This window comes from Aeromonas sp. SE22, assembly GCF_038739755.1.
Classification (GTDB): Bacteria; Pseudomonadota; Gammaproteobacteria; order Enterobacterales; family Aeromonadaceae; genus Aeromonas; species Aeromonas jandaei.
In genome coordinates, this window is the sequence record NZ_JBCGFD010000003.1 from 215,224 (window position 1) to 230,098 (window position 14,875).

The following is a 14,875-nucleotide window of genomic DNA, read 5'->3' on the forward strand; positions in this document are numbered from 1 at the left end:
CGAACCACAGGATTCGGTTTTTTTGATCATGCTGTCCCATCGGCTTTAAGCGTGTGAGCAGACCGGGCAGTCGGGGCGCTTGGGCAGCTTCATCTCGCGGAAGGTGCCGCCAAGGCCGTCGATCATCAGCAGGCGGCCGCTGTAGTTCTTGCCCATGCTGGCGAGGATCTTGATGGCTTCGAGTGCTTGCAGGCTGCCCACCAGACCCACCACGGGGGCGAGTACCCCGGCTTCGACACAGGTGAGAGCCTGCTCGCCAAACAGGGCGCTGAGGCAGGCGTAGCAGGGTTCATCTTCCCGCCAGGTGAAGCTGCAGAGCTGACCCTCCAGCCGGATGGCGGCGCCGCTGACCAACGGAACCCTGTGCTGGCGCGCCTTTTGGTTGAGCAGGTTGCGAATGGCCAGATTGTCGGTGCAATCCAAGACCAGCTGGTGTCGGGGCAGCAGGGTATCGAGCTGCGCCTCATCGGCCACGGCCGTGTTGGTCTCTACCTCAAGCCAGGGGTTGAGGGCCCGCAGGGACTGCGCTGCTGAGTCCACCTTGTAGTGGCCGATGCGCTCATCGGTGTGCAGCACCTGCCGCTGCAGGTTGGAGAGCTCCACTTTGTCAAAATCGACCAGAGTAAGCTGGCCGACTCCGGCCACTGCCAGATACTGGCTAGCGGCGCAGCCAAGACCGCCGGCGCCGATCACCAGCACCCTGGCTTGCTTGAGCGCCTCCTGCCCCTCGAAATCGAAGGATTTGAGGATGATCTGGCGGTTGTAGCGCAGTAGCTCGACGTCGCTCAGGATCTCGCTCACAGCAGCAATCCCCCGAACGGTTCGACGGTGACGGTTTCACCCACAGCGACGCGGCCCCGCTCGCGCTCAAGAATGATGTAGCAGTTGGCCCGCGACAGGGAGCTGAACACAGCGGAGTCCTGCGAGCCGGTGCTGCGTACCTCGAGACCGTTTGGTCCCTGACTCAGGATGCCGCGCTGGAAGTCGAGTCGGCCCGGGCTCTTCTTGAGCGGCTCGGTGGTGACGGCCTGCAGCTGAAGCGGGCGCTCGAAGCGTTGGCCAGCCAGCTTGGCCAGCGCCGGTTGCACCAGCTGATCGAAGGTGACCATGGCGGAGACCGGGTTGCCCGGCAGGCCGAAGAACCAGGCGCGGGGCAGGCGGCCGAAGGCAAATGGCTTGCCCGGCTTGATGGCCAGCTTCCAGAAGCCGATCTCGCCGAGCTCGTCCAGCAGCTGTTTGGTGAAATCCGCTTCCCCTACCGAAACGCCGCCGGTGGTGATGAGCACATCGGCCTCTTCATCAGCGCGGATAAATGCGGCACGCAGCTGGGCGGGATCATCCGGGATGATGCCAAGGTCGAGGCAGTCGCAGCCCAGCCGCGCCAGCATGGCCCGCACGCCGTAGCGGTTGGAGTCGTAGATGTCGCCGTGAGCGAGGGGGGTGCCAACTGGCTTGAGCTCATCGCCGGTGCTGAAGATGGCCACTTTCAGCGGTCGGCGTACCGGCACGGTCGCGATGCCGAGGGAGGCCAGTAGCGGCATCTCGCGCGGGGTAAGGTGGGTGCCGGCTTGCAACACACAGGCCCCCTTGCCGATATCGCTGCCGGCGCGGCGGATATTCTGGCCCGGTTCGGGCTGTGCCAGAAAAATGATCCGATCGCCGTCGGCCTGCGTTTCTTCCTGCATCACCACTGCATCTGTCCCTGCGGGAACCGGGGCGCCGGTCATGATCCGCACGCAGTGGCCGGCGGGCCACTCGCCCTGATAGGGCTGACCGGCAAAGGCTTTGCCCGCCATGATGAGCGGGATGCCGGCGGCGAGATCGGCCAACCGCACGGCGTAACCGTCCATGGCGGAGTTGTCGAACGGGGGCACGGCGAGGGGAGAGGCGATGTCGCTGGCAAGGATCCGGCCAAGGGCCTGTGGCAGGGGCAGTTGCTCGCTGTCGCAACAGCAGGCGAGTTGCTCCAGCATTCCTTGCAGGGCATCGCTTAACGGCAGTAGTCCGCTGGTATCAAATCCCATCGTCATGACCTCTTGTGATGATTGAAGGCGGGATTATCACAAAAATTGCCGGGGATGGGCAGCGGATGGGGCGGTAAAAGTCGGGCTATGGTCATAAAGTATGATGACGGACGCAAGTTGACTTGAATATTGGCGGCAATGGCCGTTTACTATGCCGCCTTACAATCATCAAGCTTGGGGTGGCCTGCGTGGCGGCCCCGACGTCCCTGAGCATGGGAGAGAAGAGAATGACAACACTGAGTCAGGAAGCCTTGCTGGTCAGGGCGGCCCTCGAGGCCCAGGGACTGGAAACCCCCTTGGTTGCCAACGAGCTGGACAGCCAGCAGAAGCGGGAGAAGATCGAAGGCCACATGCGCGCCATCATGGAGACGCTGGGGCTCGATCTGGCCGATGACAGTCTGGCCGAAACGCCGCATCGCATTGCCAAGATGTACGTCAACGAGATCTTCTCCGGCCTCGATTATTCCACCTTCCCCAAGGTGACGGTGATCGAGAACAAGATGCAGGTGGACGAGATGATCATGGTGCGGGACATCAGTCTCACCAGTACCTGCGAGCATCACTTCGTCACCATCGACGGGCTGGCCCATGTGGCCTACATCCCCCGCGGCAAGGTGATCGGGCTCTCCAAAATCAACCGCATCGTGCAGTTCTTTGCTCGCCGCCCCCAGGTTCAGGAGCGACTGACCCAGCAGATCCTGCTGGCGCTGCAGACCCTGCTTGGCACCAAGGATGTGGCCATCAGCATCAAGGCGACCCACTACTGCGTCAAGGCGCGCGGGGTGATGGATTCCACCTCCTATACCACCACCACCTCCCTCGGTGGTGTGTTCAAGACCCAGCCCGATACTCGCGCCGAGTTTCTCTCCGGCCTGAAGAGCTGACAGGCAAGGAGACATGGTGCCGCAGCACCGTGTCTCCTTGATATTTCTCTCAATTTTTCCTGCTCGCAGCCCGTCAGTTTCATCGATAAATCTCCTCAAGGGATCGCCCCTCCCGGTCGATATAAGTCGCCATGGCTTGTCTGGCTCTCCTGGAGAGTGCAAGCAAGCCAGCAAGGTGCCTCGTTTTGCTGGCTTTTTGGCCAAAAAAATAGCCTGCCGCTACTGCTGCCGTGGGCGGTCATCTTGTTAACGCGTTCGCTTCGTTCAGGTAGGGACACAGATTGATCAAGGCTGGATGAGCCGCCATGGAGGTGGTGACAGCGAACCGTATTCATACGGTTCAGACGGGCGTTATCTGTTCACTCAAATCCAGGACATGCCATGAATACCATGACCATTGGCAAGAAACTCGCTGCCGGCTTCGCCATGCTCGGCCTGATGATGGCCTTCATCGGCGGCTTCTCGCTGCTGCAGTTTGGCAATATGAACCGGGCAGCCATCGGTTTTACCGACAGCATACTGCCCGCCGTGGTGCGCACCAGCACGCTGGGCGAGACCATCAACACCCTGCGCCGCTATGAACTGGATGTGTTTCTGGTTGCGGCTGATCCGCAGCAGAAGGCCCACTATCGCGATCTCGGCGAACAGAGCCTGCAAGAGGTCGCTAGGCAGGTAAAAGCCCACGATGTCACCATCTGGGCTGAGGATGTGGAAGAACGCCGCACCTTCGACATCGTCAAACAGGACTGGGACAAGTACGTGGCCCTGCACCAGCGTATCAGAGTGATGCAGGATGGCGGCCAGCTGGCCGAGGCCCAGCAGCTGTTCATGAGCGAGGGGGTCACCCTCTACACCAATCTGGCCAAGTCTGTGGCGGATCTGATCCGTATCAACCATGGCTACTCTGTGGGCTCCCGTGCTCAGGTGGTGGCGGCATTTGACAGCGCCAAGCTGAGCATCATCATTGCCCTGTTGCTGGGACTGGGGTTGGCGGCCGTGCTCTCTACCGTGCTGACCCGCCAGATCCGCGATCCCCTGGTGATGCTGGCCCGTCAGGCCCAGCGCATCTCAAGCGGCGCGCTTGGCAAGGGGGAGCTGCAGGAGTGGATCAGTGGCAATCGCTTCAAGCGTGACGAGCTGGGTCAGCTCGGCACAGCCATTGACCGCATGCAGGGCGCCCTTGCTGATCTGGTGAGCGAGATCGCCGGCTCGGTGAGTCAGCTCAGCAGCGCAGTGGAGGAGGTGAGTGCCATCTCCGATCAATCTGCCAGCGGCATGGCGCGTCAGCAGAGCGAAGTCTCTCAGGTGGCGACCGCCATGAACGAGATGCAGTCCACAGTGAACGAGGTGGCCCGCAATACCACGGATGCCATGAGCGCTGCCAAGGATGCCTCCCGCACCTCGACCCAGGGTAATCAGGTGGTGCGCAGCGCCATCGGCAGCATCGAGGCGGTGTCGGTCAAGATTGAGGAGGCGGGCTCCGTAGTGCAGCAGCTGGAGCAGGACAGCACCAATATCAGCATGGTGCTCGACGTCATTCGCGGTATTGCCGAGCAGACCAATCTGCTGGCCCTCAATGCAGCCATCGAGGCGGCCCGCGCTGGCGAGCAGGGGCGTGGCTTTGCCGTGGTGGCGGACGAGGTGCGCTCCCTGGCCCAGCGAACCCAGAACTCCACTGCCGAGATCAGCAAGATGATCGAGGTGCTGCAGGCTCGCACCGCCGAGGCGGGCAGCGCCATGCAGCTGAGCCGTCAGCAGATGCAGGAGAGTGTGGGTCTGGCACGGGAAGCGGGACACAGCATCGATACCATCAACGGTGCCGTGGTGCACATCACCGACATGAACACCCTGATCGCTACCGCTACCGAGGAGCAGAATGCGGTGACCGAAGAGCTCAACCGCAGCATCGTCAACATCCATAACGCGGCTGATGAGAATGCCCAGGGGGCGCAGCAGATCGCTCAGGCCTGCATCGAGCTGAGCAAACTGGCCACCTCGCTGCATCATATGACCCAGCGCTTTACCCTCTAAGAGCGTTTGGCAGATAGCAAAAGGCCCCGTCCAGTGACGGGGCCTTGTTGTTTCTGGCGTTGTGGAAGGGCTCAGCTCAGGCCGACGATATCGCCGTTATCATCGATATCGATGTGACGATAGGCCGGCAGGCTGCCAAGGCCCGGCATGGTCATGATGGGGCCCGCCAGCGCATAGACGAAACCGGCACCGGCGCAGAGCTTCACCTCGTCGATGGGCACTTCGAAGTCGGTCGGTACCCCCTTGAGGGCCGGGTCATGGCTGATGGAGAGCGGTGTCTTGGCTACGCAGACCGGCAAGTGATCCCACCCCTCGGCAGAGAGTTGTGCCAGCTGCTGGCGAGCTTTGTCCGACAGCTGCACCCCGCAGCCACCGTAGCCACACTCCACCAGAGTCGCCAGCTTGGCGTCGAGACTCGCTTCGTCGGGGTAGAGCAATTTGACTTTGCCCGGCTGTTCACAGGCGGCAACCACGGCGCGGGCCAGCTCGCTTGCGCCAGAGCCACCCAGAGTGAAGGCGTTGGAGATGGCGCTGCCACAGGCGCCGGCCTGCATCGCCTCACGGGCCAGCAACGCCAGTTCGGCCTCGCTGTCGGTGGGGAAGCGGTTGATGGCGACCACCACGGGCACGCCGTAACGACGGGCATTGGCGATGTGCCAGACGAGGTTGGCGCAACCCTGCTGGAGGGTCGGCAGATCCTCACGCAGCAGGTTTTCCGGCAGCGGCTTGCCCGGGCGAATGTCGAGCAGGCCGCTGTTGGCCTTGAGGCCGCGCACTGTGGCCACAAGCACTACGCAGGCGGGGGTCAGGCCGGATTGGCGGCTCTTGATATTGAAGAACTTCTCCAGCCCCATGTCGGAGCCAAAACCCGCTTCGGTCACCACGTAATCGGTGAGGCCAAGGGCCATGCGGTCGGCGATCACCGAGGAGTTGCCGTGGGCGATATTGGCAAAGGGACCTGCGTGTACCAGCACCGGGGTCTGCTCTGTGGTCTGCATCAGGGTCGGCTGCAGCGCGTCTTTCAGCAGCACTGTCATGGCGCCCGCCACTTCCAGTTGCTCGGCTGTGATGGGCTTGCCGTGGATATCGCGGGCCAGCTGGATGCGACCGATGCGCTGGCGCAGGTCTTTCAGATCGCTCGCCAGCGCCAGAATGGCCATCAGCTCGGAGGCGGCGGTGATGACGAAGCGATCGCAGCGTTCCACCCCGTCGGCGGCGCCACCCTGACCGATGGTGAGGTGGCGCAGGGCGCGGTCGTTCATGTCGAGAGTGCGTGGCCAGAGAATGTTGTCTGCATCGATATCGAGTTGCGGCAGGCCGGTTTTGGCGCTGAACTGGTCGCCGAGTTTGCGCTCATGGAACAGGCGAGCATCGAGGGCGGCCGCCGCCAGATTATGGGCCGCCGTCAGGGCGTGAAAATCGCCGGTGAGGTGGAGGTTCATCTCCTCCATCGGCACCACCTGGGCATGACCGCCGCCGGCTGCGCCCCCCTTGACCCCGAACACCGGGCCGAGGCTCGGCTGGCGAATGGTGGCGATGCTGGGTTGACCGATATGGTTGAGCCCCATGGAGAGGCCCAGAGTGGTCACCGTCTTGCCCTCGCCCAGCGGGGTGGGGGTGATGGCGCTCACCAGCACCAGCTTGCCGCTCTGTTCTGGCTGCGACTTGAGCAGGTCGAGGCTGAGTTTGCCTTTGTAGTGGCCATGGGGGCTGAGCAGTTCGGTCGGGATGGCGAGGCGCTTGGCCAGTTCATGAATGGGGAGGCGGGGGGAGTGGCGGGAGATCTCGATATCGCTTAGCATCAGCACCTCGTTGGCATGGCGGGCTTAATATGCGGCGCAGTCTAGTGGAATATAATGGGTAATCCAATGACGAAAACGATTTTATTTGGTGGCGGTGAGCAGATGCAGGAGCCTCTTCTGCTGGATCTCAACGCGCTCTATCATCCACCCAAACGGCCGCTGACCGCCCTTGGCATTGTCAGTGCGCTGGTGCCCCTGTTTGGTTTTGGCTGGCAGGCGATGACCGAGGATCCGCAAACCCAGCTGCGCCAGGAAATTGCCAAGCGGGTCAACAATCGCCGCAGTGATGAGGCCAACCTCATCCTGATCCTGCAGCTGGCCGCCATGTTCGATTGCCCCGAGGTGACGGTAGCTCTTCCCTATGCGTTGAGCGAACAACAGCTTGCCACCATCCGCACCCGCCTGCCGCGCTGGCAGCTGACCCCGGATGCGCTGCAACTGCGGGCACTCCTGTCCCCGGCAACGCCCGCCAAGGCTTAAGCTTCCCACTGCTGCGGGGCGAGATAGCGCTCCTGCACGAACTCGATAAAGCAGCGCACCTTGGCCGAGACGAAGCGGCGGTGCGGATAGACCGCATAGAGCCCCACCTCGCCCTTCTCCCACTCTGGCAGCAGGCTGACTAGCCTGCCATCCTGCAAGGCTTCTCCGACGATGAAGGTGGGCTGCAATATGATGCCCTGATCATCACAAGCGGCGCGGGTCAGCGCCACCCCGTTGTTGGCGCGCAGCGGCCCCTGTGGCCGGATGCTCTGTTGCTCGCTTTCCCGTTTGAAGTGCCACTCTGGCTGGGTCAGGGTGTAGACCAGACAGTCGTGTTGCTTGAGATCTTCGGGCTTCTCCGGCCACCCCTTGCGTGCCAGATAGCCGGGGCTGGCGCAAAGCTCGACCCGAATGGTGGCAAGCTGGCGCGCCACCAGCGAGGAGTCGCTGAGGTGGCCGATGCGCAGCGCCAGATCAAACCCCTCTTCCACCAGCGCAACCCGCCGGTCGCTGTACTCGATATCGAGCTTGAGATCGGGGAAGCGCTCGCGAAACAGCGGCAGGGCGGGGGAGAGGTGGAGGTAGCCAAAGTCCATCGGCACCGAGAGCTTGAGGGTGCCGTTGGGCTGCTGGTTGTGGTGGGTCAGCTGGCTGTGGGTCTCTTCCAGTTCCGCCAGCAGGGCGAGGGAGCGCTGGTAGTAAAACTGGCCCGCTTCAGTGGGATTGACCTGACGGGTGGTGCGCGACAGCAGCCGGGTGGCAAGGGACTCCTCCAGCTGCTGCATCAGTTTGGAGGCCATGGCCACCGAGATGCCAAGCTGGTTGGCGGCTTTGGTAAAGCTCTGGCACTCCACCACCTTGATGAAGGTGCGCATGGCGGCGATCTGATCCATTTTCCATCCTCAGTAAATAATGAATTTAATGAATCACTGATTATTCATTCTGACGACGAGGTTAGCATGTCAGCCAATCATGTGAACCCCAAGATGAAGGAACGAACGGATGAAAATGAGCAAAGCCCTGCTGGCCTCCTGCCTCTTTATGGCTGCCCCCCTGATGGCGGCGGAGTACGATGTCGACCCGGCGCACACCACAGTGCAGTTCAAGGTGGGCCACCTTGGCTTCTCCGAGCTGGTGGGTCGTTTCAACACCTTCAGCGGCACTTTCAGCATTGATGACGCCAATCCGGCAGCGGCCAAGGCGAGTTTCGAAGTGGATGCCGCCAGCGTGGACTCCAACCATGAGCCCCGTGACAAGCACCTGCGCAGCCCCGATTTTCTCGACGTGAAGCAGTATCCGAAGATGACTTTCGTCAGCTCTGCTTATGAGGGAACCAAGGATAAAGGCGTACTGAAAGGCACCCTGACCCTGCACGGCGTCTCCAAAGAGGTGGCCTTCAATCTGGTGAAGGTTGGTGAAGGCAAGGATCCTTGGGGTGGCTACCGCAGCGGCTTCAACGCTACCACCACCATCAAACGCAGCGACTTTGGCGTGAACTACATGGTGCCGAACATCCCGGATGAGATGAGCATCAATCTGTTTGTTGAAGGCGTGCGCAAGTAATGGGTGCTTCACTTCTGCTGCAAACCCTGGCGGCTCCTCTGGGAGCCGCTTTGCTGTCGTGGCGCTGGCCACGGCTGGGGTATCTGTGGGGCGCACTGGCGATCTGGCTGGTGGGATCCTTGCTGGGCGGTGCCTATGGTCTGCCGGTCAAGGCGTGGCAGTGGCTGCCGCTCGCGCTGCTGGTGCCGGCCATCGCGGTGCAGGTGAGCGATCTGCGTGGTTCGCTGCTGCTCTTTACTGTTGTCGGCGCCCTGATCTGGTGGCAGGGGCTGGCCTCGGTGCTGACAAGCGAGCCGATGATCTGGCTGGCGCTGTTGCCCGCCATCCTCTGGTTTGGCTGGAGCGTCTTGCACGGTGACAGCCGCGAGGGGCTTGGTTTTGCCCTTGGTTTCATCTGGCTGGCGCTGGTGATCGGTATCGATGGCAGCCTGTTGATTGCCCAGCTGGCCGGAGCCTTGGCCGCCTTCGCCGGTTTTCGGGCACTGCTTGCCACGTTTGCCGGGGTCAATGTGGCGCCTGCCGGTCTGGCGCTGGCCCTCGCTTTCGTCCAGATGCTCGCCTGGCAATATGTGGAGGTGCCGCTGGTGGTTCTGCTGCCGGTCTGGTTGCTGCCGCTGCTGGAGTGGCTATTGCGCGGCAAGGGAGCACCACTGCGCTGGGGGGCTCTTATCCTGCTGGCCGGGGCGGGTAGCGGACTCAGTCTGTGGCATGTTTGGCCTGCTGCTTCTTTGTACTGATTTTCGCATGAAAAACAGCCAATTACGGTTATTTTTGCATACTTGCTCATACTCTTGAGAGATAAAGATTGAGCCCTCCTATGTGTTTAAGATAAAAAGGATTTTCACTTATCTGGACACACACAGAACCCGGCTGCGCCGGGTTCTGTTTGCTTGCTTTGCAGCACACATTTTGGGGCAAATTAAGGAGGCCACAGTTGCGCAGTCAAGGATCTGAGCATCTGTTTTTTCGCCATTTCACCGGGCAGGGCCGTATCGAAGGTCTCTGCATTCTGCTGGTTACCCACCTGCTTCCTGATCGTCCCCGTTTCATCGAGGCTCTCAGCCAGATTGGCCGTATCGGCGCCATCCTGCCCAAACCCAAATCGGTACACGGCCCGACCCTGGAGTGGGTCTCCCGCCACTATCCGGTCGTACCACTCAATCGCCAGTGGACCAACTGTCCGCAGGGCGTCATCGAGCAGATCGCGCCGCTGGTGGCCCCCCATGAGAGGCTGTTGATCCTCGATATCGGTGGCTATTTTGCCACGACACAGGTGACCCTGAGCGAATACTTTGGCCCCCGTCTGCTCGGGGTGGTGGAGATGACCGAAAACGGCCATCAGCGCTATGAGCAGGAGGTGCTGGCGACCCCGGTGGTCTCGGTGGCGCGCAGCCCTCTGAAACAGGCCGAGGATATCCAGATTGGTCTGAGCGTGGTCTACTCCGCCGAGTCGCTGGCCCGCAATCTCAACCGCACCTTCAACGTCTGCGAGGCGGCGCTGTTTGGCTATGGCAAGGTGGGGCGCAGCATCGCGCGCGACCTGCGCTGTCGCAACCTTCACCTCGGGCTGGTAGAGACCGACGTATTGCGTCAGGTGGAGGCGCTCTCCCACGGTTTTCGTCTCATCAGCAAGTCTGAGGCCCTGAGCCGCGCCGAGCTGGTGATCTGCTCCACCGGCAACGGTTCGCTCGATCTGGCGGATCTGCAACTGCTGCGCCCCGGCACCATGGTCGCCTCGGTCACCTCCGCCGACGACGAGTTCGCCTTCTCGCTGGCCCAGCTGCCCTGGCCGATGGAGGAGGTGTGCCCCCATGTGCTGGCCCTCAACCGGCCCGATGGCACCCAGATCTACCTGCTTAACCGGGGCGAGGCGGTCAATTTTGTCCATGGTGCCGTCATTGGCGAATATGTCTATCTGGTGCTGGCTGAGATCATGGAGGGGATCCGCATGCTGGCCGCCGGTCCGCTGGCGCCCGGCCTGTTCGAGCTGCCGGAGTCCACCATGCGCACCATCGCCCGTTACTGGCTGGCCGACTTCCACGGGGTCGAGCAGTGAGCTACCCTGCTCCCTTTCGACGCCTTTGATGGAGAACCGCATGAGCGACATGACCCTTTCCCCAGGTAAACCGCGGATCGAGATCCGCTACTGCACCCTCTGCCGCTGGATGCTGCGGGCTGCATGGCTGGCGCAGGAGCTGCTCTCCACCTTCGACAGCGAGCTGGGCGAGGTAGCGCTGGTGCCCGCCAGCAAGGGGGAGTTCCGCATTCTGGTGGATGGTGTGCTGGTGTGGGATCGGGTGGTCGACGAGGGCTTCCCCGAGGCCAAGGAGATCAAGCAGCGGGTGCGCGATGTCATCGCACCCGAGCGGGATCTGGGTCACTCGGATCGCAAACCTGCTGCCGAGTAAGAGTGGATTGCCGGACAAGATGAGAGAGGGAGGCGCTGGCCTCCCTCTCTTTTTCATTTGTTGCCCGTCAGCTCCGGCTATTCGCCGGTTATCGTGCTGGCGAGGGGGCCGATATAGCGTGCCTGTTTGTGGGGCTTGATGCGGCTCACATCGACCCACACCAGGCCGTCGATGCAGTGGTTGAAGTCGGGGTCGATGCCAAAGTCCATGAACTGGACGCCGCCCGGTTCGCACAGCTCGGAGTACTGCTTGTAGAGGGTGGGAATGGCGCAACCCAGATTGCCGAGACGCTCCTTGAGCTCCTTGAGGTCGACACCGTAGTCGAGACCGGTAAACAGCGCTGGCGTGGCGGGATAGGGGCGGCGGGAGGGGGCGAGCGCCAGCTCGGGGGCAAAGTGCTGGCGGTAGAAGCTCACCAGCAGATCCTTGGCCTGAGGTGGCAGGCTGCCGGAGAGCGACACCGGGCCAAACAGGTAGCGATAGCGAGGATAGCGGGCCAGATAGGCGCCGATGCCGAACCAGAGATAATCTAGCCCCCGTTTGCCCCAGTAGGCGGGCTGGATAAAGCTGCGGCCAAGCTCGATGGCAAGCTCCAGCCGCGGCAACAGCTTCTCTTCAAAGCCGAACAGGGTGTGGCTGTAGAGACCGCCCAGCCCCTTGCTGGCCAGCAGCTCGGCCACCGGCGAGAAGCGGTAGGCACCGATGATGTCGAGCCGGGCAGGATCCCAGAGGATAAGGTGGTGGTAGTCATCATCGAAGGGGTCGAGATCCCGCCTTTTGCCCGAACCTTCCCCCACCGCGCGAAAGGCGATCTCCCGCAGCCGACCCAGTTCGCGCAGGATCACCGAGTGGCTCGCCTCGTGGCGGCGGTAGAGGTAGATCCCCTGACCATCCGGGGTGGTGCCGAGCTGCTCGCAGCTTTCGATGGCCTGTTTGAGCTGGCGACGATCCTCCGGCAGGGCGATGGGGGCTTCGGTCTGCAGTCGTCCCGGCTTGCCGCAGCCAATCCGGTAGAGATGGCTGCGCACCAGTTTTGCCGCGCTCTTGGCCGGCAGCTCCTGAAAACCGGTGACCGGGATGCGTGCACCTATGGTGAGCGGCAGGGTCTGCCCCTGCTGGCGAAACAGCTGGCGCACCAGCAGCAGGGCAGAGGCGGGTTTGTTGAGCCAGGAGGCGAGATAGAAGGCGGCGCTGTTGCGCCCTCCCACGTGGATGGGCACCAGCGGGGTGGCGGTACGCTTGGCCAGCTTGATAAAACCGCCCTGCCAGGGGCCATCCTTGATTCCGCCGGGGCCGAGGCGCGACACTTCGCCGGCGGGGAAGATCACCAGCGCCCCCTCCCTGGCAAGATGATCTCCCATGGCCAGAATGGCCTGCCGGTCGGTCTTGCCCTCCATGTTGTCTACCGGCAGCAGCAGGGGACGCAGCGGCGCGAGTTGGGCCAGCAAGCGGTTGGCAACGATTTTCACATCGGGGCGGATGCGACCGAGCAGGCGCAGCAATGCCAGCCCGTCGATGGAGCCGATGGGGTGATTGGCAACGATAATGACCCGGCCGCTGACGGGAATGTGTTCAAGCTGCGCCTCGTTCACCCGGCAATCTACCGCCAGCTCCGCCAGCACCTGCTCGACAAAGTCGAGGCCGCGCAGGTGAGGATGGCGCAGGGCAAAGTCGTTAAAGGCGGGTTCGTTGAGCAGCCAGCCAAGGGCTCGTTTGCCGAGGCTGGCCAGCCGGGGATGGCCATTGAGGCGCGGGAAGTGCTGGGCAAACAGGGTATCGATAGTGAACATCTGGGGGCTCCGGCGATCCTTTGCCCCCAGCATGGCGGGTTACTGTTCCCGGCAGATGTCGACCGGATGACAGTTTGATGGCAAAGAGGGGAGCCGGTTAAGCGGCTCCCCTCTTGCTTGTCACTGTGGTGACGATGGCCGGTTTAGCCGCGCCAGACCGAGGTGAGGCGCACCAGCTCGACCAGGGTGGCGACCGCTTTTTCCATGGATTGCAGCGGGATGAACTCGTGCTTGCCGTGGAAGTTGTGACCACCGGTAAAGATGTTGGGGCAGGGCAGGCCCATAAAAGAGAGGCGGGCGCCATCGGTACCACCGCGAATGGGTTTGATCTTGGGCACTACGTCGGCGGCCTCCATGGCGGCGCGAGCCAGCTCGACGATATGCATGTGCGGCTCTATTTGGCTGCGCATGTTGCGATAGCTGTCGGTCAGGGTCAGCTCGATGCGCGCCTTGGGATGCCCGGCCTGCATGGCGGCTACCCGGCTCTCCATCAAGGCTTTGCGCTCGGCGAAACGCTGGTCGTCAAAGTCGCGGATGATGTAGTGCAGAGTGCTCTCCTCCACGGTGCCGCTCATCTGGGCCAGATGGAAGAAGCCCTCATATCCCTCGGTGCACTCCGGGGTCTCGTCGGTCGGCATGGCGGCGTGGAAGCGAGCGGCTAGGGTCTGGCTGTTGATCATGCTCCCCTTGGCGGTGCCGGGGTGAACGTTGTTGCCGACGAAGCGGATGTTGGCGCTGGCGGCGTTGAAGTTTTCGAACTCCAGCTCGCCCAGCTCACCACCATCGACGGTGTAGGCCCACTTGGCCGGGAATCGGTCCAGCGGGAACAAGTTGGCGCCACGGCCAATCTCTTCGTCCGGGGTAAAGCCGACCCATACATCGCCGCGCGGGATCTCGGGGTGCGCCTGCAGATGGTCGATGGCGCTGAGGATTTCGGCGATACCCGCCTTGTCGTCGGCGCCCAGCAGGGTGGTGCCGTCGGTGGTGATGAGGTCCTGCCCCAGATAGTTTTTCAGGAAGCGGTAGTCACGGATGGCGAGCACCTCGTCACCCTTGCCAAGACAGATATCGCCGCCCTGATAGTTCTCGATGATCTGCGGCACCACGTGCTCGGCTTCATAATCGGCGGTGTCCATGTGGGCAATCAGGCCGATGGCGGGAGCATCCGGCTGGTTGCCCGGCAGGCAGCCGGTGAGGTAGCCGTGCTCATCCAGAGTGACCTGGGTCAGCCCCAGCGCTTCCATCTCTTCTTGCAGGGCGCGGGCGAAGATCAGTTGTCCCTCGCTGCTCGGGCAGGCGGGATTGGTCTCGTCAGAGCGGGTATGAAAAGTCACGTAACGCAAAAAACGCTCAAGCAGGGTATCCATTAATCAGCCTCCGGTTGTGAACGCTCATTTTGCGCCAATCCAGCCCCACCACTCATTGCGTCAGCGCAGGTTTTTCCCATTTTTTGCTTTGGTCCTACCAGCGGGCACAAGCACAGCCGCTGCCGGTTTATTGCGCATAAAAGTCGCCACTTCGGGGATTTTTAATCATGGTCGGCAACGGGGTGTTTGGCCTGCAAGTCCCGCATCACAAGGGCTGCCTCTTTGGAGGGGGAAAAGCGACTCTTTTCATCGCGCATAACGGGGTGGGGCGATCATGCGCTATCCCAGCCCCCGCCTGCCCGCCAGCAAGATTTGAGAGGCTTATTAAAAGCGGATTTTGAGCACTATTTTTTATTGTCACCGCCCGCAGTAAGTGTGTACACTCCGCGCCGATCCGAAGGTAACCCTGAAGCAGGCAGAGCCGCCAGAAACCTGAAGGATCATACGCCTATAGGGCGAGGCACGCAGAAACGACAGACACTGCTGGGGAATGGTTTCTTTAATACCGGTTAGGCTCCGGTATCAG

13 protein-coding genes are annotated in these 14,875 nt (G+C 62.0%); 7 read left to right on the top strand and 6 right to left on the bottom strand.

What is annotated here, in order from left to right; translation table 11 throughout:
• Nucleotides 1-45: 45 nt before the first annotated feature.
• Together moeB and moeA are read right to left on the bottom strand one after the other, a co-directional pair.
• Complete coding sequence (gene moeB, locus AAHA39_RS07965) at nucleotides 46-801, bottom strand: molybdopterin-synthase adenylyltransferase MoeB (protein ID WP_320656895.1); 756 nt, start codon at nucleotides 799-801, stop codon at nucleotides 46-48.
• On the bottom strand, nucleotides 798-2,024 hold the full coding sequence (gene moeA, locus AAHA39_RS07970; protein ID WP_320656902.1) for a molybdopterin molybdotransferase MoeA: 1,227 nt from the start codon (nucleotides 2,022-2,024) through the stop codon (nucleotides 798-800). The genes moeB and moeA overlap by 4 nt, the downstream gene beginning before the upstream one ends.
• 227 nt (nucleotides 2,025-2,251) lie before the next feature.
• On the opposite strand from moeA, the gene folE reads away from it, so the two are divergent.
• Both folE and AAHA39_RS07980 read left to right on the top strand, forming a co-directional pair.
• On the top strand, nucleotides 2,252-2,908 hold the full coding sequence (gene folE, locus AAHA39_RS07975; protein WP_033115004.1) for a GTP cyclohydrolase I FolE: 657 nt from the start codon (nucleotides 2,252-2,254) through the stop codon (nucleotides 2,906-2,908).
• A 381-nt stretch (nucleotides 2,909-3,289) separates the two neighbouring features.
• Nucleotides 3,290-4,939, top strand: coding sequence for a methyl-accepting chemotaxis protein (locus tag AAHA39_RS07980; RefSeq protein ID WP_320656896.1), 1,650 nt, complete (start codon nucleotides 3,290-3,292; stop codon nucleotides 4,937-4,939).
• Nucleotides 4,940-5,010: 71 nt separating this feature from the next.
• On the opposite strand, the gene AAHA39_RS07985 is transcribed toward AAHA39_RS07980, so the two are convergent.
• On the bottom strand, nucleotides 5,011-6,741 hold the full coding sequence (locus tag AAHA39_RS07985) for a formate--tetrahydrofolate ligase (protein ID WP_320656897.1): 1,731 nt from the start codon (nucleotides 6,739-6,741) through the stop codon (nucleotides 5,011-5,013).
• 66 nt (nucleotides 6,742-6,807) lie between these two features.
• Between AAHA39_RS07985 and AAHA39_RS07990 the strand changes: the two genes are divergently transcribed.
• Nucleotides 6,808-7,221 carry a hypothetical protein gene (locus tag AAHA39_RS07990; protein ID WP_320656898.1) on the top strand — a complete coding sequence of 138 codons (414 nt, stop codon included), beginning with the start codon at nucleotides 6,808-6,810 and terminating at the stop codon, nucleotides 7,219-7,221.
• Here the strand turns inward: AAHA39_RS07990 and AAHA39_RS07995 are convergent.
• A complete protein-coding gene (locus AAHA39_RS07995; protein WP_104014340.1) occupies nucleotides 7,218-8,114 on the bottom strand; it encodes a LysR family transcriptional regulator in 897 nt (298 codons plus the stop codon). The genes AAHA39_RS07990 and AAHA39_RS07995 overlap by 4 nt on opposite strands.
• A 109-nt stretch (nucleotides 8,115-8,223) precedes the next feature.
• Here AAHA39_RS07995 and AAHA39_RS08000 point away from each other — a divergent pair, with 109 nt between their 5' ends.
• The 4 genes from AAHA39_RS08000 to AAHA39_RS08015 all read left to right on the top strand — a co-directional run bounded on the left by AAHA39_RS08000 (nucleotide 8,224) and on the right by AAHA39_RS08015 (nucleotide 11,192).
• Nucleotides 8,224-8,784 (top strand): YceI family protein, encoded by a 561-nt coding sequence (locus tag AAHA39_RS08000; protein WP_219270896.1) that lies wholly within the window; start codon nucleotides 8,224-8,226, stop codon nucleotides 8,782-8,784.
• The gene (locus AAHA39_RS08005) at nucleotides 8,784-9,521 is read left to right on the top strand and encodes a hypothetical protein (RefSeq protein ID WP_320656899.1); all 738 of its coding nucleotides are present in this window, start codon (nucleotides 8,784-8,786) and stop codon (nucleotides 9,519-9,521) included. Before AAHA39_RS08000 ends, AAHA39_RS08005 begins: the two co-directional genes overlap by 1 nt.
• 197 nt (nucleotides 9,522-9,718) lie before the next feature.
• On the top strand, nucleotides 9,719-10,840 hold the full coding sequence (locus AAHA39_RS08010; protein ID WP_041208706.1) for an adenosylhomocysteinase: 1,122 nt from the start codon (nucleotides 9,719-9,721) through the stop codon (nucleotides 10,838-10,840).
• Nucleotides 10,841-10,880: 40 nt separating this feature from the next.
• On the top strand, nucleotides 10,881-11,192 hold the full coding sequence (locus AAHA39_RS08015) for a SelT/SelW/SelH family protein (protein WP_042031353.1): 312 nt from the start codon (nucleotides 10,881-10,883) through the stop codon (nucleotides 11,190-11,192).
• A 77-nt stretch (nucleotides 11,193-11,269) separates the two neighbouring features.
• On the opposite strand, the gene AAHA39_RS08020 is transcribed toward AAHA39_RS08015, so the two are convergent.
• Together AAHA39_RS08020 and pepT are read right to left on the bottom strand one after the other, a co-directional pair.
• Nucleotides 11,270-12,982 carry a lysophospholipid acyltransferase family protein gene (locus AAHA39_RS08020; RefSeq protein ID WP_342690010.1) on the bottom strand — a complete coding sequence of 571 codons (1,713 nt, stop codon included), beginning with the start codon at nucleotides 12,980-12,982 and terminating at the stop codon, nucleotides 11,270-11,272.
• Between the two features lie 143 nt (nucleotides 12,983-13,125).
• Nucleotides 13,126-14,349: a peptidase T gene (gene pepT / locus AAHA39_RS08025; RefSeq protein ID WP_320656256.1), complete on the bottom strand. Its 1,224-nt coding sequence runs from the start codon at nucleotides 14,347-14,349 to the stop codon at nucleotides 13,126-13,128.
• Between the last annotated feature and the right edge of the window lie 526 nt (nucleotides 14,350-14,875).

Bases quoted from the DNA above. Each gene is read 5' to 3' on its own strand.
- moeA (WP_320656902.1), bottom strand. From the start codon at position 2,024: ATGGGATTTGATACCAGCGGACTACTGCCGTTAAGCGATGCCCTGCAA.
- folE (WP_033115004.1), top strand. From the start codon at position 2,252: ATGACAACACTGAGTCAGGAAGCCTTGCTGGTCAGGGCGGCCCTCGAG.
- AAHA39_RS07980 (WP_320656896.1), top strand. From the start codon at position 3,290: ATGAATACCATGACCATTGGCAAGAAACTCGCTGCCGGCTTCGCCATG.
- AAHA39_RS07985 (WP_320656897.1), bottom strand. From the start codon at position 6,741: ATGCTAAGCGATATCGAGATCTCCCGCCACTCCCCCCGCCTCCCCATT.
- AAHA39_RS07990 (WP_320656898.1), top strand. From the start codon at position 6,808: ATGACGAAAACGATTTTATTTGGTGGCGGTGAGCAGATGCAGGAGCCT.
- AAHA39_RS07995 (WP_104014340.1), bottom strand. From the start codon at position 8,114: ATGGATCAGATCGCCGCCATGCGCACCTTCATCAAGGTGGTGGAGTGC.
- AAHA39_RS08000 (WP_219270896.1), top strand. From the start codon at position 8,224: ATGAAAATGAGCAAAGCCCTGCTGGCCTCCTGCCTCTTTATGGCTGCC.
- AAHA39_RS08005 (WP_320656899.1), top strand. From the start codon at position 8,784: ATGGGTGCTTCACTTCTGCTGCAAACCCTGGCGGCTCCTCTGGGAGCC.
- AAHA39_RS08015 (WP_042031353.1), top strand. From the start codon at position 10,881: ATGAGCGACATGACCCTTTCCCCAGGTAAACCGCGGATCGAGATCCGC.
- AAHA39_RS08020 (WP_342690010.1), bottom strand. From the start codon at position 12,982: ATGTTCACTATCGATACCCTGTTTGCCCAGCACTTCCCGCGCCTCAAT.
- pepT (WP_320656256.1), bottom strand. From the start codon at position 14,349: ATGGATACCCTGCTTGAGCGTTTTTTGCGTTACGTGACTTTTCATACC.